Source organism: Vulcanococcus sp. (genome assembly GCF_044369115.1).
GTDB lineage: Bacteria > Cyanobacteriota > Cyanobacteriia > PCC-6307 > Cyanobiaceae > Vulcanococcus.
This window is the reverse complement of the sequence record NZ_JBIPMN010000015.1, coordinates 1-21,795: the sequence shown is the minus strand read 5'-3', so window position 1 is coordinate 21,795 and position 21,795 is coordinate 1. Positions and strand designations below refer to the sequence as shown.

At 60.8% G+C, this 21,795-nt stretch carries 20 protein-coding genes; 7 read left to right on the top strand and 13 right to left on the bottom strand.

Annotated elements, in window-relative coordinates:
• Window positions 1-26: 26 nt before the first annotated feature.
• From ACIQ2E_RS02090 to ACIQ2E_RS02070, 5 genes are all read right to left on the bottom strand, one after another.
• Window positions 27-2,564 (bottom strand): glycogen/starch/alpha-glucan phosphorylase, encoded by a 2,538-nt coding sequence (locus ACIQ2E_RS02090; protein WP_398325469.1) that lies wholly within the window; start codon window positions 2,562-2,564, stop codon window positions 27-29.
• A gap of 41 nt (window positions 2,565-2,605) precedes the next feature.
• Entirely contained in the window at window positions 2,606-4,042 is a 1,437-nt protein-coding gene (locus ACIQ2E_RS02085; RefSeq protein ID WP_398325466.1) for an MFS transporter, read from the bottom strand.
• A 60-nt stretch (window positions 4,043-4,102) separates the two neighbouring features.
• Window positions 4,103-5,560, bottom strand: a complete 1,458-nt coding sequence (locus tag ACIQ2E_RS02080) for an NAD(P)/FAD-dependent oxidoreductase (RefSeq protein WP_398325463.1) — start codon at window positions 5,558-5,560, stop codon at window positions 4,103-4,105.
• Window positions 5,561-5,643: 83 nt separating this feature from the next.
• Window positions 5,644-6,324, bottom strand: coding sequence for a phosphatase PAP2 family protein (locus ACIQ2E_RS02075; protein WP_398325461.1), 681 nt, complete (start codon window positions 6,322-6,324; stop codon window positions 5,644-5,646).
• Window positions 6,325-6,416: 92 nt separating this feature from the next.
• Complete coding sequence (locus ACIQ2E_RS02070) at window positions 6,417-7,028, bottom strand: hypothetical protein (RefSeq protein WP_398325458.1); 612 nt, start codon at window positions 7,026-7,028, stop codon at window positions 6,417-6,419.
• 150 nt (window positions 7,029-7,178) lie between these two features.
• Between ACIQ2E_RS02070 and ACIQ2E_RS02065 the strand changes: the two genes are divergently transcribed.
• Together ACIQ2E_RS02065 and ppk1 are read left to right on the top strand one after the other, a co-directional pair.
• Window positions 7,179-7,490 carry a hypothetical protein gene (locus tag ACIQ2E_RS02065; protein ID WP_398325455.1) on the top strand — a complete coding sequence of 104 codons (312 nt, stop codon included), beginning with the start codon at window positions 7,179-7,181 and terminating at the stop codon, window positions 7,488-7,490.
• A gap of 50 nt (window positions 7,491-7,540) precedes the next feature.
• The gene (gene ppk1, locus ACIQ2E_RS02060) at window positions 7,541-9,793 is read left to right on the top strand and encodes a polyphosphate kinase 1 (RefSeq protein ID WP_398325452.1); all 2,253 of its coding nucleotides are present in this window, start codon (window positions 7,541-7,543) and stop codon (window positions 9,791-9,793) included.
• Window positions 9,794-10,294: 501 nt separating this feature from the next.
• Here the strand turns inward: ppk1 and ACIQ2E_RS02055 are convergent.
• From ACIQ2E_RS02055 to pstC, 5 genes are all read right to left on the bottom strand, one after another.
• A complete protein-coding gene (locus ACIQ2E_RS02055; RefSeq protein WP_398325449.1) occupies window positions 10,295-11,371 on the bottom strand; it encodes an ArnT family glycosyltransferase in 1,077 nt (358 codons plus the stop codon).
• A gap of 245 nt (window positions 11,372-11,616) precedes the next feature.
• Window positions 11,617-11,871, bottom strand: a complete 255-nt coding sequence (locus ACIQ2E_RS02050; RefSeq protein WP_398325446.1) for a hypothetical protein — start codon at window positions 11,869-11,871, stop codon at window positions 11,617-11,619.
• 63 nt (window positions 11,872-11,934) lie between these two features.
• Window positions 11,935-12,747, bottom strand: coding sequence for a phosphate ABC transporter ATP-binding protein PstB (gene pstB, locus ACIQ2E_RS02045; RefSeq protein ID WP_398325443.1), 813 nt, complete (start codon window positions 12,745-12,747; stop codon window positions 11,935-11,937).
• Between the two features lie 56 nt (window positions 12,748-12,803).
• Window positions 12,804-13,718 (bottom strand): phosphate ABC transporter permease PstA, encoded by a 915-nt coding sequence (gene pstA, locus ACIQ2E_RS02040; protein WP_398325440.1) that lies wholly within the window; start codon window positions 13,716-13,718, stop codon window positions 12,804-12,806.
• A gap of 5 nt (window positions 13,719-13,723) precedes the next feature.
• Window positions 13,724-14,680, bottom strand: a complete 957-nt coding sequence (pstC, locus tag ACIQ2E_RS02035) for a phosphate ABC transporter permease subunit PstC (RefSeq protein WP_398325437.1) — start codon at window positions 14,678-14,680, stop codon at window positions 13,724-13,726.
• A gap of 178 nt (window positions 14,681-14,858) precedes the next feature.
• On the opposite strand from pstC, the gene ACIQ2E_RS02030 reads away from it, so the two are divergent.
• Entirely contained in the window at window positions 14,859-15,893 is a 1,035-nt protein-coding gene (locus ACIQ2E_RS02030; RefSeq protein ID WP_398325434.1) for a PstS family phosphate ABC transporter substrate-binding protein, read from the top strand.
• Window positions 15,894-16,226: 333 nt separating this feature from the next.
• On the opposite strand, the gene ACIQ2E_RS02025 is transcribed toward ACIQ2E_RS02030, so the two are convergent.
• Together ACIQ2E_RS02025 and pstS are read right to left on the bottom strand one after the other, a co-directional pair.
• Window positions 16,227-16,970, bottom strand: coding sequence for a winged helix-turn-helix domain-containing protein (locus ACIQ2E_RS02025; RefSeq protein WP_398325431.1), 744 nt, complete (start codon window positions 16,968-16,970; stop codon window positions 16,227-16,229).
• An 81-nt stretch (window positions 16,971-17,051) separates the two neighbouring features.
• Window positions 17,052-18,029 (bottom strand): phosphate ABC transporter substrate-binding protein PstS, encoded by a 978-nt coding sequence (gene pstS, locus ACIQ2E_RS02020; protein ID WP_398325428.1) that lies wholly within the window; start codon window positions 18,027-18,029, stop codon window positions 17,052-17,054.
• A 216-nt stretch (window positions 18,030-18,245) separates the two neighbouring features.
• Between pstS and speD the strand changes: the two genes are divergently transcribed.
• Complete coding sequence (speD, locus tag ACIQ2E_RS02015) at window positions 18,246-18,662, top strand: adenosylmethionine decarboxylase (RefSeq protein ID WP_398325425.1); 417 nt, start codon at window positions 18,246-18,248, stop codon at window positions 18,660-18,662.
• Here the strand turns inward: speD and ACIQ2E_RS02010 are convergent.
• Window positions 18,659-18,991: an ArsR/SmtB family transcription factor gene (locus ACIQ2E_RS02010; protein WP_398325422.1), complete on the bottom strand. Its 333-nt coding sequence runs from the start codon at window positions 18,989-18,991 to the stop codon at window positions 18,659-18,661. The genes speD and ACIQ2E_RS02010 overlap by 4 nt on opposite strands.
• 149 nt (window positions 18,992-19,140) lie before the next feature.
• Between ACIQ2E_RS02010 and ACIQ2E_RS02005 the strand changes: the two genes are divergently transcribed.
• The 3 genes from ACIQ2E_RS02005 to ACIQ2E_RS01995 all read left to right on the top strand — a co-directional run bounded on the left by ACIQ2E_RS02005 (window position 19,141) and on the right by ACIQ2E_RS01995 (window position 21,713).
• Window positions 19,141-20,166, top strand: a complete 1,026-nt coding sequence (locus ACIQ2E_RS02005) for an ArsJ-associated glyceraldehyde-3-phosphate dehydrogenase (protein WP_398325419.1) — start codon at window positions 19,141-19,143, stop codon at window positions 20,164-20,166.
• Window positions 20,166-21,425, top strand: coding sequence for an organoarsenical effux MFS transporter ArsJ (gene arsJ / locus ACIQ2E_RS02000; protein WP_398325416.1), 1,260 nt, complete (start codon window positions 20,166-20,168; stop codon window positions 21,423-21,425). The genes ACIQ2E_RS02005 and arsJ overlap by 1 nt, the downstream gene beginning before the upstream one ends.
• Window positions 21,426-21,512: 87 nt before the next feature.
• Window positions 21,513-21,713 carry a hypothetical protein gene (locus tag ACIQ2E_RS01995; protein ID WP_398325413.1) on the top strand — a complete coding sequence of 67 codons (201 nt, stop codon included), beginning with the start codon at window positions 21,513-21,515 and terminating at the stop codon, window positions 21,711-21,713.
• Window positions 21,714-21,795 lie beyond the last annotated feature (82 nt).

The window sequence follows — 21,795 nt, the reverse complement described above, 5'->3', positions numbered from 1 at the left end:
TGTCTTGAGCTGCCATGACCTCTGCGTCAGGAAGCCGGATGTTGAACGCCCTGGCCAGGTAAAGAGCAGGCCAGCTCGACAGGCATGGGATCAACGGACCAGATGCGCTCGGCATAGTCGTGGATGGAGCGATCGGAAGAGAAAAAACCGCTACGTGCTGTATTCATCAGGGATGACCGGCGCCAACCTTGCTGATCGAGCCAACGGCCATCGATGCGTTGCTGCGCCTGCAGATAGGCCTCAAAGTCGGCCAATACAAAGAACGGATCCGAGTGCAGCAACCCATCCAGCAATGGCGCAAACAAGCCTCGGTCTCCGTCGCTGAACTGACCGGAATACAGCAGTTCCACAACCTCCTGAAGCACCGGTGAGCCCTGCAGCACCTCCCAGGGGCGATAACCAGCAGCACGCCAGGCAGCCACCTGGTCGGTGGTGAGCCCGAACAGCTCAAAGTGATCGGGGCCCACCTGCTCGAGGATTTCTACATTGGCACCATCGAGGGTGCCCAAGGTGAGCGCACCGTTCATCATGAATTTCATGTTGCCGGTGCCGGAGGCCTCCAAGCCTGCCGTAGAAATCTGCTCCGAAAGGTCGGCAGCCGGGTAGATGTTCTCCGCCAACTTCACATTGAAATCAGCCAGAAATACCACCTTGAGCAGATCCTTACAATCGGGATCACGATTCACCACATCGGCGATGCCATTGATCAAACGGATGATCAGCTTGGCCAGGTAATAACCCGGCGCTGCTTTACCGGCAAACACCACCGTGCGGGGCACCATGCCATCGATGAGGCCCTTCTTGATGCGCAGGTAGCGGGCCACAATCTGCAGTGCATTCAGATGTTGGCGCTTGTATTCATGGATGCGCTTCACCTGCACATCAAACAAGGAGGTGGGATCCACCAGCAGGCCATTGCGCTCAGCGATCAAGTTGGTGAGCTGACGCTTGGCGGCCAGCTTGCAGCCACCCCAGCGCTCCAGGAAGCTGGAATCACCGGCCAGGAGCTCAAGCTCATGCCAGCGCTGCGGCTGCACAGGCCAGGCTTGCCCCAGTTGTTCACTGAGCAGGGCAGCGAGGGGTGGATTGGCCAGAGCCAGCCAACGCCGGGGGGTAACGCCATTGGTCACATTGGTGAACTTCTCCGGCCAGAGCGCCGCGAAATCGGGGAAGAGATCGCGCTGCACCAGCTCGCTGTGCAAGGCCGCCACACCGTTGATGTGGTGAGAGCCCAGGGCCGCGAGGTGCGCCATGCGCACGGCCTTGCCGCCGCGTTCATCAATGAGCGACACGCGGCTGAGGATGTCGTCGCGACCGGGGTAGCGCAGCCGCACCTGCTGCAGAAAGCGGCCGTTCAGTTCATAGATAATCTGCAGATGCCGCGGCAGCAAACTGCCGAAGAGCTCGAGGCCCCAGCACTCGAGCGCTTCCGGCAACAGGGTGTGATTGGTGTAAGCCAGCGAGCGGGTGGTGATCCCCCAGGCCTGATCCCAGTCGATCTGATGCTCATCCACCAGCAGGCGCATCAGCTCAGCCACAGCGATGGCTGGATGGGTGTCGTTGAGCTGCACCGTCCAGTGATGCTCAAACTCTTCAATCGCGATGTCACGTTCGAGCATGCTGCGCAGCATGTCTTGCAGGGAGCAGCTCACAAAGAAGTGCTGCTGCTTGAGCCGTAAACGCCGGCCAGCATCCGTGCCGTCGTTGGGATACAGCACCTTGGAGAGGGTTTCGCTGTTCACCTTGTCTTCCACAGCAGCGTGGTAATCGCCACTGTTGAAGGCACGGAAATCAAAACTCTCGGTGGCCACCGCTCGCCACAGGCGCAGCCGCCCGCAGGTGTTCACCCCGTAGCCGAGCACCGGCACATCGTGGGGAATACCCAGTGCCTGCTCCGCCGGCTCCCAGCACACCCGCAGCCGCCCATCACGGTCGTGATAGGTGCGGGTACGGCCGCCAAAGCCCACGCGGCAGGATTTGTAGGGATACACCACCTCCCAGGGCCAGCCACCCTTGAGCCACTTATCGGTGATCTCCACCTGCCAGCCGTTTTCGATCAGCTGATCGAAGATGCCGAATTCGTAGCGGATGCCATAACCAGTGGCGGGGATCTCCAGGCTGGCCAGCGATTCCACGTAACACGCGGCCAGACGGCCCAAGCCACCATTACCCAAGCCGGGCTCTTCTTCCACCGCCAAGATGCGATCGAGGTTGCTCACGCCAAAGCGGTCCATGGCCGCCTGGGCCTCATCGCGGATCCCGAGCATCAGCAGGTTGTTGCCGAGCTGGGGGCCGATCAGGAATTCAGCGGAGAGGTAGGCAACCGATTTGGCCGGATGCTGCCGCTGCAGATCCTTGTAGGCCAAATGCCGCGCCATGAGTCGATCACGCACCGCATAGCTCAGGGCCATGTAGAGATCGTGATCGGTGGGAGAGCTGGCGCTGGCACCCTGGCTGAAAAACAGGTGCTCCGTCACCCCCTCAAACAGATCATTGGCGGTGAGGCCGGTGCGCTGAGCGTCGCCATAGCTGGCGGGGGTTGCAACCTGAGGCGAGATGGTCATGGCAGAACAGGCGGTAACAGGACGAGAAGAACGGCACAAACTCAGAGCGTTTCCATATCCAGACCCTTGGTTTCAATCCGGTAGAGCCAGGTGACAACCGCTCCCAGCAAGGAGGTGATCACCAGAGCCATCAGCAAGCGCTCGGTGCCCCAGGCCTTCAGCAACGTGGGGAAGAAGAAGGCAGTCAGCACAGCCCCCACCTTGCCGCTGGCGGCAGCGAAACCGGCTCCCAGCCCGCGGATGCGCGTAGGAAACACCTCACCAGCCAAGAGGTAGGTGGTGGCGTTGGGGCCGAAATTGGTCATGAACTGGAACACCAGAAAGCCCGCCACGATCAACACCAGGTGATCGGTGGATTGATCCCCGCCGCCGCCCAAAGCCGCAAGGAACAAACCGAGGGCACAACCGATGAAGCCGATCACCTGAAGCGGAATACGGCCCCAGCGATCTGCCAGAACAATCGCCACGGCGATGCCGACCAGGAAGCCCACATCAATCAACGCGGTGCCGCGGGCACCGATCAGATCCGCATGGATGATCGAAGCGACATTGTGATCATGGCTGGCTTTACCAAAGGCGAGGCCGATGATCACCGGCGTGAAAATACCAATCCCATAGGTGGAGAGATCCTGCAGGAACCAGGGCAATGAAGCGAGGATCGTTCCCCGCAGGTATTTACCAATGAACAGCTGATCCCAGGAGCCTTTGCGGGCACGATGGCCCGACTCCGACTCAACCTGCACACTTTGCAGTTGCAGATTCTGGCGGTTCAACAACTTGCGCAGCTGTTTCTCAGCCTTGGCAGTCAAACCACACGTCACCAGCCAATGGCTACTTTCAGGCAGAAACAGGCGACCCCAGATCACGGCAGCCACCGGGATCACTGGTACCAGATAAAACAGGCGCCAGGCATCGAGATCAGGCTTCGCGCCCAGAATCACAGCAGCAATCGCGGTGCCGAGCACAGCGCCCACGGCTTGAAAACTGAAAGCTCCAAGCACCAGCCGCCCGCGAATGGCGGCGGGGATGCTCTCTGAAATCACCAGGTGCGCGGTTGGGTAATCGGCACCCAGCGCCAGGCCTGTCACAAACAGGCTGCCGATCAACACCTGCTTGGAGGGAGCCAGAGCCGCTACGAGCAGGGCCACCAGGAGAAGCACCATTTCACCGATAAACACCGGCTTACGGCCAAGCCGATCGGCCAGACCACCTAAAAACAAGGCGCCAAACAAAATGCCAGCCAGGGTGGCCGCGGTGATCAGCCCCTTGTCGATATCGGTGAGTGAGAACTGTTCGCTGATCAGAGGCAGGCCCACGCCCTGCATGAACACGATCATGCCCTCGAAAAACTTGCCCGCTGTGGCGAGGGCCCACACCAGCCACTGCATCGACGACAACGGCGGACCGGCGAGATGGTCGCCGTCGTCCCAGCTGGGGATCTCCTCGATAAACGCCTGAACGCTCTTGGGGTGGCCCATGGACGCAGAGCTGACTCCTCGACCATGGCAACAGAGCCTGAGCGATGCGTTAAGGCCAGGTCAACATTCGCTCAAGGCTTTTTGTTGCTCGCGCTGCTGGTACTGCTCCACAGCTTCTGCCATCGGACCCAACAGATCCGCAAACGACGGCTCATTCTCCCAACCCATCGGGAAGGGGGCATTGCCCTGGCCGGGTTGCACCTCGTTGGGCAGGCCGGTGATCAACAGCGAACTGCGCTGTTCGCTCACAATCGCCCAGAGCCACTTCACCAACAAGGTGATGCGGTTCTCGTCGTCAGGCATGAAGGCCAGGTGCGCGAGCGCCCAGAGCACCCAGCCAGGGAAGCCGGCGAGCTTGAAACCGCGCAGGTTCGCCACAGCACTCAGGCGCCCCAACACCGCCATGTTGCCGAAATCCACGTAGCGGAATCGCGCATGGCTCCTCCCCTCCACCTGCGCGCGGATGTCGCGGCCCACCCATTGGCCCATCTGGGTGGCTGGCCCGGCCATGCCTGGGATGGGATCACCCCCAGGAGTGGCATGGGCGTAATGGCAGAGATCGCCCACCACACGAATGTTGGGGTAGCCCGGGATGGAGAAATCAGGCTCCACGATCACGCGCCCGCCACGATCCAAACTGCAACCGGTGGCATCAGCCAGGCGCTGGCCCAGCTTGGAGGCCCGCACACCGGCCGTCCAGAACACATTCGCCGCCTGCACAGAGCGCTCGTCGCCATCGGCGCATCGAATCACCACTTCACCGGGTTCCATGGCAACCACCCGCCCAGGCAAGAGCTCGATCCCCTTGGCCTGTAGATCGGCGGCAGCAGCATCTGAGAGCACCTCCGGCAACTCCTTCAGCACCCGCCCGCCCGACACCACGAGCACCACGCGGGTTTGGTCCGGGTCAACGCGGCGGAAATCGTTGGCGAGGGCACGGCGCATCAGTTCGGCGACTGAACCCGCCAATTCACATCCCGAAGGGCCGCTGCCCACCACCACCACGGTTTGCAGAAACTGGCGCTGCTTGGCATCCACCGTGCGCTCTGCTTCCTCAAGCGCCATCAACAAGCGGCGGCGGATCTCCTCGGCGTGCTCGAGGATCTTCATCGGCGGTGCCAGGGCACGCCATTCCTCATGGCCGAGATAGGTACTGCCGGATCCCGTCGCCAACACGAGATGGTCGTAACGCAGATGGGTGCCGTTGAAAGCGATGCTGCGCTCGATTGGATCGATCTCGCGCACCTCGCCGAGCAGGATCTGAAGATTGGCCTGATCACCCACCAGCATCCGCAAGGGGATCGCCACATCACCTCGAGACACCAATCCCGTGGCCACTTGATACAGCAGTGGCGCAAACAGGTTGAAGTTGCGCTTATCAATCAGCGTGACGCGCACCTTCGCGCCCTTGAGCGCGCGGCACACCCGCAAGCCTGCAAACCCACCACCAACCACCACCACGTGGGGCCATGTGGCGGTTTCAGGCGACTCAAGCTCCAGGAAAAAGCGCTCGGCCATGCTGCACAGGGCGGATAAGCCGAAGGTATTGAGGTGCAACCGGCCCGCCTGTGCTGTGCAACACAGGCCTACCGGCGGAAGCATCAGCGCACCTGTTCAGGGAGAGCAGCCGCGGGCACCTTGCGGATCACCTCCACTTCAACGATCACAGCGGGATCGGCCTTGAAAGCCTTCCATTGCGGGCTCGCAAGCACTTGCGCAGCAGCAGCCACACCCAAGCGCTGACCAGCCTGCACATCACTGGGGTAGTGCACACCGCAAAGCACCCGGCTGTTGCCGCCATGGCTGCCAACCGCCACCAAACGCTCACGCCGCTCAGGCACCAGATCCGCCAACAATTCCGAAGCGGCCCGATACCAAGTGGCATGGCCGGAGGGGAAGGAATACCCCTGCTCCAGTGGTAAGCAGGGTTGGATCTGCGGGTGCGCCACAAACGGGCGCGGCCGCTGGTAGCGATCCTTGAGGGTGTCCTTCACCGCATCAACCGGCTTGAGGAACGTTTTCAGGGCAGCGTTGATCTGTGGCGTGGTTTTCACCACATCCACCCCCAGAGCACGGCTGAAGGTGCCCAGGTTGCGCTCCAGCAGCAGCCAGGTGTTGGCGGCCATCTCCGGTGTTCGCGCTCCCTGCAACCAGAGAAGGATCGCCAGATCGTCTTTCGCCACGGCACTTCCCGGCGCCGGAGGCAAGCCCACAACCCGGCTGAGGGGATCGGGATTCAACACCACAGCAGAGCCGCCGGGAGCTTCGGCACGTGCGGCCAAGGGAGCAGCCAAACCAACTGCCAAACCAGCTGCCAGGGCCGATGCCGCAAGCATCATCGGGCGAACACCAGCGCGGCGTGAGCTTGAGCAGATCATGGACGGAAACGGGGTGTGAGGGCTGAGCAACGCTGCGAGCCATCGAGGAGCGCAGCCTGGCTGTAACGCGTTACCAGTGGGATCGAGGATCCCTGGGCGTAAGTGAAGCGATAGAGCGTGTCGAAATCGTCGTCGGCGATGGGAGGCATCGAGGGCCATCCCAGGCCTGCAGCCAGCTGTGGCAGATGGCGATGTTCCCAGAAGAGAACCAGCAATCCACCCTGCAGGGCGTTGTTGCGCAGCATCAAGTTGCCAGAACGCCTGGAATCCTTGATCGACGTGTGATCAAGGCGAATATTCACGCCACTGGCCACCGCCAAGGGAACCGCCGTTTGATAGCTGCGGGCGTTCTTGCTGGTGTCTGGATCCAGCGCAAAGCTGATGATCTGCGTAGGCGAGCCGAAGCAGGCAGGGATCACACTGGCCAGAGCCAATGCGCGCTGAAAACCAGCGGGCGAGAGGTTGTAGTGATGTGCTGCGGGATCCTTATGGCCATGGCGCATCAGAAGCACCTGTGCCGGAACGGCCCGCACCGGTTCGCTCAGCAGCGCCAGGCCAGCCATGGTTAGTGGAATGCCGAACAAGAACTGAATCCGCGGAGCTGCCATCGGGCGCCAAGGTCGCCTTCGAATGCGCTGTTCAGTGTGAAGCCAATGCCGGCGGCCACCATCAAGCCGGCGACATGGGCAGGTGCATTGCAACACCCACCGTTGACGCTGCAGCCATCCACAGTTTCAAAGGCCCCGATCGCCAGAGCCATGCCACAACTCGCGTGGACGGCCAAGGTGCATCAGAACAGCATCCTGCGCCTGCGACCCTTGATCGCGAGCAGCCTCGATCTGGAGCTGCAACGCCGCCAATGTCGTGATGGGTATCTGCTGCTGCGGGAAGTCGGCGTGCCGCGCCACAGTCAAACAGAGGCAGTGTTGGTGACACTGCACTGGAAGGATTCACGCTCCAGCCTGTGCCACATCAACGTATCCAGTGAGGAGCAGGACCATCCGGAATCCACCCGGTGCTGGGATGTGGCAGTTCGGCTGAGGCGCCTGCTCAGGCCAACCGATCCATAACCTGCGCACAACCTCACACCCTTACAACAGAACCACCCACCAGGCGATCCATGGCACCGGCTCAGCTGCCTCAGGAGCTGTATCTCAATCGTGAGCTGAGCTGGATCCGGTTCAACCAGAGGGTATTGGCGCAGGCCCTCAACCCCCGCACGCCGCTGCTGGAGCAGGCGAAGTTCAGCGCCATCTTCAGCAACAACCTCGATGAATTCTTCATGGTGCGGGTGGCCTCACTGCAATCGCAGTTGCATGCCGGTGTTCAAACCCTGAGTGAGGATGGCCGAACGCCAAGGCAACAGCTCGAGGAGATCCGCCAACAGCTCGAACCGCTGCTGCAGCAACAGCAGGATCACTACCGCGGCCGCTTCAAGGCCAGCCTGGCTGAGCAAGGCATCCTGCTGCTCGACTACGAACAGCTCTCGCGCAAACAAAAGGACTGGGCCAACAGCTATTTCCAGACATCCGTGTTCCCGGTGCTCACACCCTTGGCCGTGGATCCGGCGCACCCCTTTCCCTTCATCAGCAATCTCAGCCTGAACATCGCGGTGACCATCCGCGATCCCAACACCCGGCAACGGCAGTTCGCGCGCATCAAGATTCCGCAGAAAAACCTGCCGCGGTTTGTGAGCATTCCGCCGGAGCTGCACGGCGGCCGCACACCCCAGCCGCTGTTCATGGGCTTACCGCTTGAGCAATTGGTGGCGTTCAATCTGCAACGCCTGTTCCCAGGCATGCTGATCGAAGGGCATCACTTCTTCCGGGTGACACGCGATGCCGATCTCGAGCTGCGGGAACTGGAAGCCGACGACCTGATGCAGGCCCTGGAGCAGGGCCTGCGTAAGCGGCGCATGGGCGGTGAGGTGGTGCGGCTGGAAGTGGCCGATGAAATGCCTCAGGAGCTTGTGGAGCAGCTGATGAGAGGCATGGAAGTGGATGATTTTGATGTGTTTCGGATCAATGGGCCGCTCGGGCTTGATGATCTGATGGGCCTGCTCGCCATCGAAGCCCCACAGCTCAAAGATGCACCCTTCCGCGGCAGAACGCCGCTGCAACTGCGCACCACCCAGAGCAGCCAACTCGAAGATGGATCCCTCCAGTATCAGGATTTTGAAAGCATTTTTCGGGTGATCCGCCGGGGTGATGTGCTGCTGCATCACCCCTTTGATCTCTTCTCCACCTCCGTAGAGGAGTTCGTCAACCAGGCGGCTGATGATCCCCATGTGTTGGCGATCAAGATGACCCTCTATCGGGTTTCCAAGAATTCGCCGATCATCGCAGCCCTGATCCGTGCCGCCGAGAATGGCAAGCAGGTGATGACTTTGGTAGAGCTGAAAGCACGCTTTGATGAAGACAACAACATCCAATGGGCGCGCCAGCTCGAACGCGCCGGGGTGCATGTGGTGTATGGGGTTTTGGGGCTGAAAACACACACGAAAATCACCCTGGTGGTGCGGCGAGAACAGGAGAAGCTCAAGGGCTACTGCCACATCGGCACCGGTAACTACAACTCGAAAACCTCCAGCCTCTACACCGATCTCGGCATTCTCAGCTGCAACGAAGAGCTGGTGGATGATCTGGTGGATCTGTTCAACTACCTCACAGGCTTCTCCAAACAGAAGGAGTTCCGGCGCCTGCTGGTGGCCCCGGTGACATTGCGGCGGCGCATGAAGGAGTTGATCCAACGGGAGATCAACAATGCCCGATCCGGCAAACCGGCAGCGATCAAGGCCAAGATGAATGCGCTGGTGGATCCTGACATCATCGCCCTGCTCTATGAAGCATCCCAGGCGGGAGTGAGCATCGATCTGGTGGTGCGCGGCATGTGCAGCCTGCGTCCCGGCATGGGAGGAATCAGCAACAACATCCGCGTGATCAGCGTGATCGGGCGCTTGCTCGAGCATTCGCGCCTGTTCTGGTTTGCCAATGCCGGTGAGCCAGAACTCTTCCTGGGTAGTGCTGATTGGATGCCGCGCAACCTGGATCGCCGCGTGGAAGCGGTGGTGCCGGTGCTCAACCCCAACCTCTGTGTGCAGCTGGAGTGGTTGATGCAGCTCTATCTCGACGATCAGCAGGCCTGGTTGATGCAACCGAACGGCACCTATGTGGTGCGCAACCCGGAAGCAGAAGGGCCCTTGGCCCAGCGCGAATTGATGGAGCTGTGGTCGCTCAGAAACGCTCCGGGCGAGGTTCCTGCCAGGTTGGCTTCAATCCCTGGCGCTGCTGCAACAGTTGCGCCTTGCGATCCAGGCGCGTCAGATCCAACCACCACAGGCCAAAACGACCCTGCTGATCAACCCGTGGGCTGAGCAGCGCTGCCCAATGGCGGTGCTGCTCGAGCGGCAAGGGTGCAGCCACAAGGATTCGCCGGCTCTGCTGAGGCACACGCACCCGTGGTTCATGGCGCAAGCGATGGCTGAGCTGCACCAGTGCCTGGGCGGAGGTACCCTCGTAGGCGATGGGAGCACGGGAATAAAAATGAAAGCTCGGGCGTACCAGGCCCAGCATGGCGATCGGCTCACCAGATGTTTGGCTCGCCCCCTGTACAGCCTGAGCGCGCAAAGCCAATGTGCGAATGGGTTGACTACGCAAACCGTCGCCGATGCGCAGCAGCGGCAAGAACACGGCGGGAAGCAGCAGCAACCAACTGAACTGAACAGCAACCACCGGCGCCGAGGGCCAGACGTGACGGTTGGAAGCACTCAGCCACAGCGCCATCAAGCCACCGGGAACCAGCAACGCCGCAGCAATCGGGAACACCAGCGAACGATCCAACAGCTGAGGCAGATTGAACAGATCAGGATCACGGATCAGCGAGAGCCACATGGGAGCGGTGGCCATGCCAACACCGACAGCGAGGGCCACACACGCCCCCATGCGCACACACCAACGCACAGCAGCGTCACCACGGGCAACCAATAGCTCGGCAATTTGGTGGCAGACAGACTGAAGAGCAGCAGCACAGCTAGCAACCAACAGGCAGCGAAGCGCGGCAGGCTCTGCCCGCGGCGCAGACCACGCCAAAGCCCCAGCAACACCAGCGGGCTCCAGGGAAGGCTGGCCACCAACAACATGGCCCCGTAAAACCACCATGGCGAGGCATGGCGGTTCACCACTTGGGTGAAACGCTGCAGATTGTGATAACCGAAGAAGCTTTCCACGAAGGGCGTGCCCTCCCGCAAGAACGCAACCAAGTACCAGGGAGCTGCCACCACCAAACTCACCAGTACGCCCTGCAGCGGGTGCAGCCTTTGCCAGACGCGTGAGGCGTTCTGCTCGAGCAGCGCGTAACCAGCCCAGCACAGGCCAAACAGCACCAGGGCCACGGGGCCTTTCGTGAGGGTGGCCAGGCCCAAAGCCAACCAGCAAAGCCACCAGGGCACTCTCATGCTGATGAACGCGCACCAGGAACTCACCATCGCAAGCGCAACAAGGGCGGTGAGCAGGCTGTCGCTCACACCAATGCGGCTCCACAGGATCACCAGCGGACTGAGCCCGTAGAGCAAGCCGGCCACCAACCAAAGCCCCTGGGGCTCGCCCAAAACGCGGCGCTCCCAACAGGCGGTGAGCAGACACAACAGCACAAGTGTGCTGCCGGAGGCCAACGCCGAGGGCAACCCAGCAGACCATGAGCCCCAGGGATCCCAGAGCCGCTGGCCTGGAAGGCTATAGAGGGCAGCCATCAGCCAGTACACCAAGGGCGGCTTGTCGTAACGCGGCAAACCGTTGACCTGGGGAATCAACCAATCACCGGTTTCGGCCATGGTGCGGGCCGAAGCTGCAAAGAGGGGAGGGGTTTCATCCACCAAACCGATGGAACCCAGATCCCACACAAACAACACAAGGCCGAGCAGAACGGCCACAACGCTCACACCCCAGAAGGGCATGCAATTACGGCTGGGCAACGATCAAAGGGCGGAGCTGAGAATGAATGTCACCGGTAACGATGCTCGATAAGCCAAATCCCTGACTCAATGCCGCCACATGAACGCAGGTGGCGGCAGCCAGCGCAAACAGGAATCGTATTTGATCCGACATGGCATGAAACCGGATCGGTTTAGGAAACCACGACGATCTGAAAACAGGAACCAACGCAATCACCCGGAGTTGTAGCGGACCCAACAACAAGCGATTAATCAAACAGGGAAGATCGACTACCCCGCAGGCTTTTCCAGAGCTGCTTGATCTCGTCATAGGCAGCTTCTTGGCTGATCTTGCCGTTGCCCTGCAGGCCAACGATCAAACCCACACGATCCGCAAATTGTTCAAGATTCTGGTGGAAAGCAAGCCGCTCGGGAGTCCAGTCTTCACCGCGGTAATGACTGAAACCCTCAAGAGGGGAATGGATGCCATCACGACCAGCAGCCGAGCCGGATGACTCAGTCATGGCATGTAAAACTCAGATGGAAGAACGCTAGCGCTGATGGGAACGGGTTGGTGTTCAGCATGATCAGCCGAACCGCCCTGAGACATAGTCTTGAGTGGCCTGCTGGGTAGGAGCATTAAAGATCGTTTCCGTTTCTGCAAATTCTTCTAGGCAACCCACCTTGCCATCCCCATCAGCCTTGGGAGTGACGTTGAAGAAGCCAGTCATGTCGCTGACGCGCACGGCTTGCTGCATGTTGTGGGTCACGATCACGATGGTGTAGCTCTTCTTGAGCTCGTGCATCATCTCCTCGATCTTGAGGGTGGAGATCGGATCCAACGCCGAGCAGGGTTCATCCATCAGAATCACTTCAGGCTCGATCGCAATGGCACGGGCGATGCACAAGCGCTGCTGTTGGCCGCCGGAGAGGGCGTAGCCACTTTCCTTGAGTTTGTCTTTGGTTTCGTCCCAGATCGCCGCCTTGCGCAGGGAGCGCTCCACCAGTTCGTCCATATCGCCGCGATAACCGTTGATGCGGGCGCCAAAGGCGATGTTTTCGTAGATGCTCTTGGGGAACGGGTTGGGCTTCTGGAACACCATCCCGATCCGGCGACGCACCTCCACAGGGTCGACCTGGGGGGCATAGAGATCCTGGCCATCAAAGATCACGCGACCTTTGATCGTGCAGCCCTCAATCAAATCGTTCATCCGGTTGAGGGCGCGCAACACGGTGCTCTTGCCGCAACCCGAGGGACCGATGAACGCGGTGACCTTGCCGCGGGGGATCTGCATGTAGACACCGCGCACGGCCTCATTGCCGCCGTAGCTGATCCCAACGTTCTCGAGTTCCATACAGAACTCGGAGCTGGCAGCGTGGGTATGCGAGGGGGAAGGCATGGAGGTTGTCATGACACAGGCGCAATGGATGGAGGAGAGGGAAAGCGAACAAAAACTCAGGCCCTGGCGAAGCGGCCCAACCAACGGGCAAACAGGTTGGCGGCGAGAATCATCACCACCAACACGAAGGAAGCAGCCCAGGCCAAGGCAATCTGCGCGTCGTAGGGCATGATCGCGAAGTTGAAGATCAACACCGACATGGTGGCAATCGGATTGAACAAGCCCTCCGCCCAGAAGGGGGAAAACAGGGCGGTGAAAATCAGTGGCGCCGTCTCACCCGCAGCGCGAGCAATACCCAGCACCACACCCGTGGCAATCGGGGTGAAGGCTGCCGGGAGGGTGATGCGCGTGATCGTGACAAAACGGGAGGCGCCGATGCCGATCGCACCCCAACGCAACTCCTGAGGCACCAGCTTGAGCGCTTCATCGGTGGTTTTGATCACCGTGGGCAGCATCAGCACCGACAGGGCCACGCCACCAGCCATGGCGCTATAGCTCTGGCCAAAAAACAGGCGGGTGCTCACGATCAGGCCGTACACAAACACGCCGCAGATGATGGAGGGAACCCCGGAGAGCACGTTGGTTCCAAAGCGCACAAACTGCGCAAACCAGCCAGATTTGGAATATTCAGCCAGGTAGATCCCTCCGCCCACTCCCACGGGGATGGCGATCAAGCTGGCGATAAGAGTAACCACGATGGTGCCGATGATCGCGTTGCCGATGCCACCGCCTTCCAAACCAGGAGGGGGAGGAAGCTCCGTGAGCAGGCGAATGCTCAACAGCGATCCGCCTTTCACGAGCACATAGCCAAGAACCAGTACCAACGGCAGCACCGCCGTCACGGAGAACACAGCGGCGATCACCGTGAAGAACAGGTTCCAGCGGTTGCGGGCCAAGGAACTGTTGAGACGCAGTGAGGAGCGGCTGAAGCCGGGCTGCAGCGGCGCCAATGGGGAAGCGGTGGACGTCATGGCGATCAGCTGTATTTGAGGCTCCAACGACGCACAATCCACTGGGCAAGGATATTCACCACCAAGGTGAGCACCATCAGCACGAGAGCCGCGTACATCAGAGCCGAAACCTGGAAACCATCGGCCTCTCCAAATTGATTGGCCAGCATGGAGGAAATGGTGTTGCCCGGTGCCAGCAAGCTCCAACTGAAGTTGTTGGAATTGCCGATGATCATGGTGACAGCCATGGTTTCACCCATGGCCCTACCCAGGGCCAACATGACACCTCCGGTGATGCCCGAAACAGCAGCCGGCAAGATCACCCGCAAAATGGCGCCCCAGCGGGTGGTGCCCACGCCGTAGGCCGCCTGTCGCAGCTCAGGTGGCACCTGCTGCAGAGAATCCCTCGAAATCGCCGTGATGATCGGCAGGATCATCACAACAAGGATGAGGATGGCTGGTGCCACACCTGGGCCCTGAGCCGTGGTGGAGAAGAGTGGAATCCAACCCAGAAGCACGTGCAGGGCCTCGAGCAGAGGCCGAAGGAACGGCTCCATCACAAAAATGGCCCACAAGCCCAACACCACCGACGGAATCGCCGCAAGTAGCTCCACCATCAACCCCAACGCCTGGCGCAGCCAGAGGGGAATCAGGTTTTCCGTGATGAAGATCGCCGTGCCAACGCCGAGCGGCACGGCGATCACCAGCGCGAGAATCGAGGTGACAATCGTGCCGTAGATGGCCGTGAAGGCACCGTATTGATTGCCGATCGGATCCCAATCGGACGTGGTGATGAAGCGCAGGCCAAAGGCTCCGATCGCCTGATGCGCACCGGTGAGAACGGTGAGCAAAATCCCCACCAATACCAGGCCCACGATCGAGGCCAGAGCGATCGAGAGCTGCCGAAAGCCCTGATCAACAAGCTTCTCCTGCGGTGGCCTGCGGCGCAGGGCGAAGAGATCGTTTGGTTCGAAGACCGGCATCGGCAACACGTCCCACTTCACCAAACTCCCACGGTTGCGCGCGCCTGGTTTTAAGGGCCGGTTAAGAGCCTGACAGCAGTTGTTTATCAAGGCCTGAGAGGCAATCATCTATTAACCAGGTCTTAAGCAACCAGTCCGAGACGGCGAGCAAAGTGAGCTCATGCGCTCCTCAAGCTCTGTGAACGCTGCACGCCTTGCTGGATCTCTGCTGGCCGCTGGCCTGGCGGCCTCGAGTGCCGCTGCAGTGGCACAACAGCCTCCCTCGGGGGCCAAAACGGTTCTGATCTCAGGCTCCAGCACGGTGTATCCGTTCAGTGTGGCCGCGATCGAGGCTTACAAAAGCAAAGCCCCGCGAGGCCTGAACTTCAAGGCCACGGCCATTGGCACCAGCGCCGGCTTCCGGGACTTTTGCAGCGGCAAGCTCAGCATCGCTGCTGCCTCCAGACCGATCAACAGCGCCGAGCTGAAACGCTGCGCCGCAGCGGATGTGCGCTTCATCGAGCTGCCGGTGGCGTTTGATGCAATCACGGTGGTGGTGAACCCCAGCAACAGCTTTGCCAAACAGATCAGCACCGCCCAGTTGCGCACGCTGTGGAACAAGCAGGCCCAAGGAAAGATCCAGCGCTGGAGCCAGGTGAATCCCGCCTGGCCGAACACCGCCATCAAGCTCTGCGGACCCGGCCAAGATTCCGGCACCTACGACACCTTCAACAAGGCCATCAACGGCAACACCAGCGATTCCCGCCAGGACTACACCGCCAGCGAGGATGACAATGTTCTGGTGGCTTGCGTTGCCAAGAATCCTGGTGCCCTCGGCTATTTCGGCTACGACTACTACCAGGCCAACCGCAACCGACTGCGGGCTCTGGCGGTGCAAGGAACCACCGGCACGGTGCTTCCCAGCGTCGAATCGGTGCAAGCCTCACGCTATTTGCCACTCTCGCGCCCGCTGTTCTTCTACGTGAATGATCAAGCCCTGAAGAGCAACCCAGCAATCCGAGCGATGGTGACCAACACCCTTGATCGCGGCGTGCAGATTGCAGAGAAAGCTGGTGTGATCCCTCTGAAGGATTCCACCTACCGGTTGGTCACGAACAAGCTCTATCGCAATGTGCTTGGCAGTGCCTTTGCCGGCCAGTTGCCGATCGGCCTCACCGTGGGCCAGGTGCTGGAGCGCAGCTTCGATGAGCATAAAAAGCCGCAGTTCCGCTGATCGCCGGTGTTGCAGACAACATGCTCAAGCCAATCTGCCGCAAATCGTGCCCGTCGCTACCAAGCGGGGCTTTCAAGGATCTAGGTTGCCTTAATTGCAGAGAACGATCATGTTGGTGAGCATGGGCCAAGGCAGTATCAGTTTTGTGGCGGGATGCTGCTGGGTGAATTCTGTGATTAAGCCGCCACCATTGCGCACCGGAACCCATGAACACAACCAGCAACCGCGCTTCCGAGACGAACCGCGAGCCGGTCAGCTTCACAACAGCTGAGCACAACCCGTGCGATGAAGCGCTGATTTCACGCCAGCGTCAGCGCTATCTCGCCTCCCTGCCTAGCGAGGGGGAGGAGCAAACCGATAACCAATACCGCGAACAGTAACGAACAGCGAAGGCTGGTCGGGTTGATCCAGTTTGCGCCGCAACCAGAGCACGTGCACGTCCACACTCTTGTTGTTGCCGCAGTAATCCGCACCCCAGACCTGCTCGATCAACTGATCGCGGCTGAGGGCACGGCCGGGCTGCAGCATGAAACACTCGAGCAAGCGAAACTCACGCGGCGTGAGCGCCACCTCACGGCCGTTCAGGCAGACGCGGCACTGCTCACGAAACAGCTGCAGGGAGCCTGCCTCCAACACAGCGCCTGCCTGAGCGGAGCGAGCGTTTTGCTCCATCCGATGCACACGCCGCAACATCGCCCGGCAGCGGGCCACAAACTCCCGCAGGCCAAAGGGGCGCACGAGCACGTCATCGGCTCCCGTTTCCAGGAGTTCGGCACGCTCCTGTTCATCGGCGGCATCAGCCAACAACAGCAGCGGCGTAAGCAGATCGCGGCGGCGCCAGCGCTGCAACAACGCCAGCGTGGCCACCAAATCGTGCCGTTCACTGGGCAGATTCACCACCCAGAGCGCAGGGCGTTCGGCAGTAGGGGAACTGTTGAGCAAGTCTTTTAGCTGCTGCGGAGCGGGTTGCTGCTCAACCCGAAAGCCCTCCTGCACCAGGGCGAGATGACACTGCTCCCTCCAGATCGGATCATCAGCCACGAGCCGGATCAAAGCCGGCTGAGGGGTGGCAGCCATCGAATCAGCGTGGATGAAAAGGTCTGAGGCAAAAAAAGGGGGGCCATCGCAGCCCCCCTTGTGGTCCAGGTTTGCCTCAGATCAGGCGCCGATCTTGGCCACAGCGGCCTTGGCCTTCTTCAGGATGTCGCCCTTGAGGGGCACATAACCCAGCTCATCAGCCTGGTTCTGGGCGGGGCCCAGCAGGTAGAGCATCGCTTCACGGATCTTGCCGGCCTTGGAGCCGTTGCCCTTTTGATAGGCCAGGATCCAGGTGAGGGTGGAGATGGGGTAGCTGCTGGCACCGGCGGGATTGGGATCCTCACCAGCCAGGTTGCCGTCGAGCTTGATGTTGTTCAGGGCAGCGGCACCACCAGCCAGGGTGGGCATCACGTATTTGCCGGCCTTGTTCTGCAGAGCAGCAGCCTGGAGCTTGCCCTTCACGTAGCTCTGGTTCACATAGCCGATGGCGCCAGGGGTGTTGTTCAGCACACCGGCCACGCCTTCGTTGCCCTTACCGCCCACGCCCACGGGCCACTTCACGCTCTTGCCCTCGCCCACCTTGCTCTTCCACTCGGAGGAGAAGGCGCTCAGGGAGTTGGTGAAGGCAAAGGTGGTGCCGGAGCCATCGGAGCGGTGCGCCACGGTGATCGGGCCTTTACCGCACTTGAGCTGATCCCAGGTTTTGATCTTGCCCAGGAAGATGTCCACAGCCTGCTTCTGGCTGAGCTTCAGGCCTTTGCAGTCGGCCTTGTTGTAAGCGATGGCGATGGTGCCGCCAACAGCGGGAAACTGCACCACACCGCGGCTCACCTTGGCGGCTTCAGCAGCCTTGATCGGTTCGTCGGTGGCGCCGAAATCCACGGTGCCGGCGATGAACTGACGCACACCGGCGCCGGAACCCACCGACTGATAGTTCACACGTATGCCTTTGCTGGCCAAACCAGCGAAGGCGCGCTGGTAGAAGGGGGCCGGGAAGCTGGCTCCGGCACCATTCAGAGCGGTTTGGGCGGAGGCTGCTGCAGCGATGCCGAAGCTGGAGAGAACGCCGAAGCAGAGAGCCTTCTTCGCGAAGGACATGGAAAGCAACCGTTCAGGAGCTCCCCACGTTTAAACAGCCGCGGCGCTAGCCAGGTTAGCGATTGGTTAAGAGTGCGTGAATGTTTGGTTGTGAACCACAACTTCTCGTGTGCTCGAACACCCAGTCTCTTACTTTTTCAATCCTGCAGAATCAATGACAGCCGTGAATGAACCGGATCCAACCGGTCTAGGTTGACATCGGTTCACACCTCAGCGATGAACAATTCACTCGCCAGCTTGCATCCCAATCCTGGATGGACCGAACCCGAATGTGATCAGCCCGTAGGCAAGCATTGCATCCTCGAGCTGTATGCCTGCAACGCAGACAAGCTCAACGACGAATCCTTCATTCGCACCACGATCGCCACCGCCGCCCGAGAAGCCGGTGCCACTGTGCTGCAGTTGATCAGTCATCACTTCCAGCCCCAGGGGGTTACAGGGCTCGTACTGCTGGCTGAGTCTCACCTCTCGATTCACACCTGGCCGGAATCGGGCTACGCCGCCGTGGATGTGTTCACCTGCGGCGACCACACCATGCCCGAGCGCGCCTGTCTGGCTCTGGTGCACGCCTTGGCCGCCGGGCACTACAAATTGAGCAGTTTCCGAAGGGAAACCGCCTTGCCCGGCAGTTAGGAGCAGCAGCGTGCAGGAGCCTGGCAACCCGCCGCCAGCTCACCCAGCCAGGCCTGCAACTGCTCAAGTGCACCGGCGCGCAGCCGGTAGTACACCCAGCGACCCTGCTCACGAGCCTCAATCAACCCAGCCTCCCGCATCACCTTGAGGTGAAACGAAAGGCGCGACTGGGCCAGGTTCAAATCGGCCACCAGATCACACACACAGCGCTCTCCACCGGAGAGGGCCTGTACCAGATCCAGCCGCAACGGATCCGCCAGGGCTTTGAGCAACTGGCGAGCCTGCTGGTGCTCCAGGGGCTGAGCTGCAACCAGGGCAGGCAATGGCACGCAACAACACTCCGGCGAACAGGACGTCAGCCCTTCATTGGTCGCAAGGCTAAGAGCCCCGCCGACAGCGGCAGCGCCTCAGATCAACAGGACTTGATCAATCAACTCTGATTGATCTATGGTCCGGGCGTCCGCCCACGGCCCATCCCATGCGCATCGGCATCAACGGCTTCGGCCGCATCGGCCGCCTGGTGTTTCGAGCCCTCTGGGGCCGGCCGGGCATTGAGCTGGTACATGTGAACGAGCGCGCCGGTGATGCCGCCACCGCCGCCCACCTCCTGGCCTTCGATTCCGTGCATGGCCGCTGGCAGCAATCGGTGCAGGCCAGTGCCGGCGGCTTTGCGGTGGACGGCCAAACAGTGAGCTTCAGCCAGGAAGCGGATCCCACGGCCGTGCCCTGGACGCAAGCCGGCGTGCAGCTGGTGCTCGAGTGCAGCGGCAAGATCAAAACCCCCGAAACCCTGCAGCCCTATTTCGATGTGGTGGGCATGAGTCGGGTGCTGGTGGCCTGCCCGGTGAAGGGCACGATCGCTGGCGCCGAAGCGCTCAACATCGTTTATGGCATCAACCATCACCTCTACAAACCAGAGCAACACCGGCTGGTCACAGCAGCGTCATGCACCACCAATTGCCTGGCGCCGGTGGTGAAGGTGGTGCACGAAACCTTTGGCATTAAGCACGGCTCGATCACCACGCTGCACGATGTCACCAACACCCAAGTGGTGGTGGATGCGTTCAAGAGCGACCTGCGCCGGGCGCGCTCCTGCATGCAGAGCCTGATCCCCACCACCACCGGATCGGCCAAGGCGATCGGGATGATCTTTCCGGAGCTGCAGGGCAAGCTCAACGGCCACGCCGTGCGGGTGCCACTGCTGAATGCCTCCCTCACCGATGCGGTGTTCGAACTGGAGCGCCCGGTGAGCGTGGAGGCGGTGAATGGCGCGTTCGAGGCCGCTGCCAACGGAGCCTTGCAGGGCATCCTCGGCTACGAAACCAGGCCGCTGGTGTCGATCGACTATGTGAACGACAACCGCAGTGCTGTGATCGACGCCCTCTCCACGATGGTGGTGAATGGCACGCAGCTGAAGGTCTACGCCTGGTACGACAACGAGTGGGGGTATAGCTCCCGCATGGCGGATCTGGCCTGCCACATCGCCGCGCTGGATGCACGCTGATGGGCCTCCTCGCCACGGGCCAGCGCTCCCTTTCGGCGCTCCAGCAATACGCCATCGTGACAGCCAACTACTGGGCCTTCACCCTCACCGACGGCGCCCTGCGCATGTTGGTGGTGTTTCATTTCCATGCGCTGGGCTACACCACGCTCGAAATCGCCTTTCTGTTTCTCTTCTACGAAGCCTTCGGCGTGATCACCAACCTGTACGGCGGTTGGTTGGGGGCCCGCTTCGGACTGCGTCTCACGCTCTGGAGCGGCACCTTGATGCAGGTGGCCGCACTGCTCATGCTCATCCCCGTGGCCGACAGCTGGCCGAAATGGTGGAGCGTGGCCTACGTGATGGTGGCCCAGGCGATCAGCGGCATCGCCAAAGACCTCAACAAGATGAGTGCCAAGAGCGCCATCAAAACCGTGGTGCCCGAAACCCCAGAGGATCAGAGCCGAGGCGAGGCGCAGCTGTTCAAGTGGGTGGCGATTCTTACCGGCTCCAAGAACGCCCTCAAGGGCGTGGGCTTCTTTCTGGGCGGCGTGCTGCTCACCACGATTGGCTTCAACGCCGCCGTGGGCGCCATGGCCGCTGGGCTCTTCGCAGCTTTCCTGCTCACCTTGATCCTCCCAGCCGACATTGGCCGCATGAAGCAGAAGCCGGCCTTCAGCGCACTGCTCTCGAAATCCAGGGGCGTCAACGTGCTCTCGCTGGCGCGCTTCTTCCTGTTCGGCGCGCGCGATGTGTGGTTTGTGGTGGCCTTGCCGGTGTTCCTGCAGGCCGCCCTGGGTTGGCGCTTCTGGGAAGTGGGTGGCTTCATGGGCATCTGGGTGATCGGCTACGGGATCGTGCAAGCCTCGGCTCCTGCTCTGCGCCGCAGCTGGGGCCAACAGAAACCACCAGGAGTTTCCGCAGTGGAGTTCTGGAGCGGTGTGCTCACCGCCATCCCGGCGTTGATCGCGATCGCGCTTTGGCGCGAGGTGGCTCACCCGGGTGTGGCGATCGTTGTGGGCCTGGCGGCCTTCGGCGTGGTGTTCGCCATGAATTCCTCGATCCACAGCTACATGGTGCTGGCCTACACCGATGCCGAATCGGTGAGCCTGAATGTGGGCTTCTATTACATGGCCAACGCCGCCGGCCGGCTACTTGGCACGTTGCTCTCTGGAGCCCTGTTCCTGATGGGCGGAATGCAGGCCTGCCTGTGGATGTCGTGCGTGCTGGTGGCCCTCGCCTTCGCTACAAGCGCGCGGTTGCCACCCGTGCAATCGCACTGAAGTGCGGCAGCACTACAGTGAATCAATGCGAGGCATCTTGCGTACAATGGAAACTCAAAGGATCTGCATTCCTCCTTTGTTCATGCGATGCCTCGCCTCACCATCGCCCTGGACGAGAAAGATCATCTAGCCCTGAAATTGCTGTCGCTGCGTGAGAATCGGCGTTTGAGTGAGGTGATCGACGACGCCATCAAGCTCTATCTTTCCAGCTCCGGTGGCTATGGACTTCACATCAGCGATGCGGCCGCGGAGTCACGCCATCAAACCCAACAAAACGATGGCGAATGAGCAGGACTGGGAGATGGATCCAACCAAACTCCCCAAAACGCTCGACCTAGAACTCTCCGCTGAAGCCATGGAGTGGCTGCGA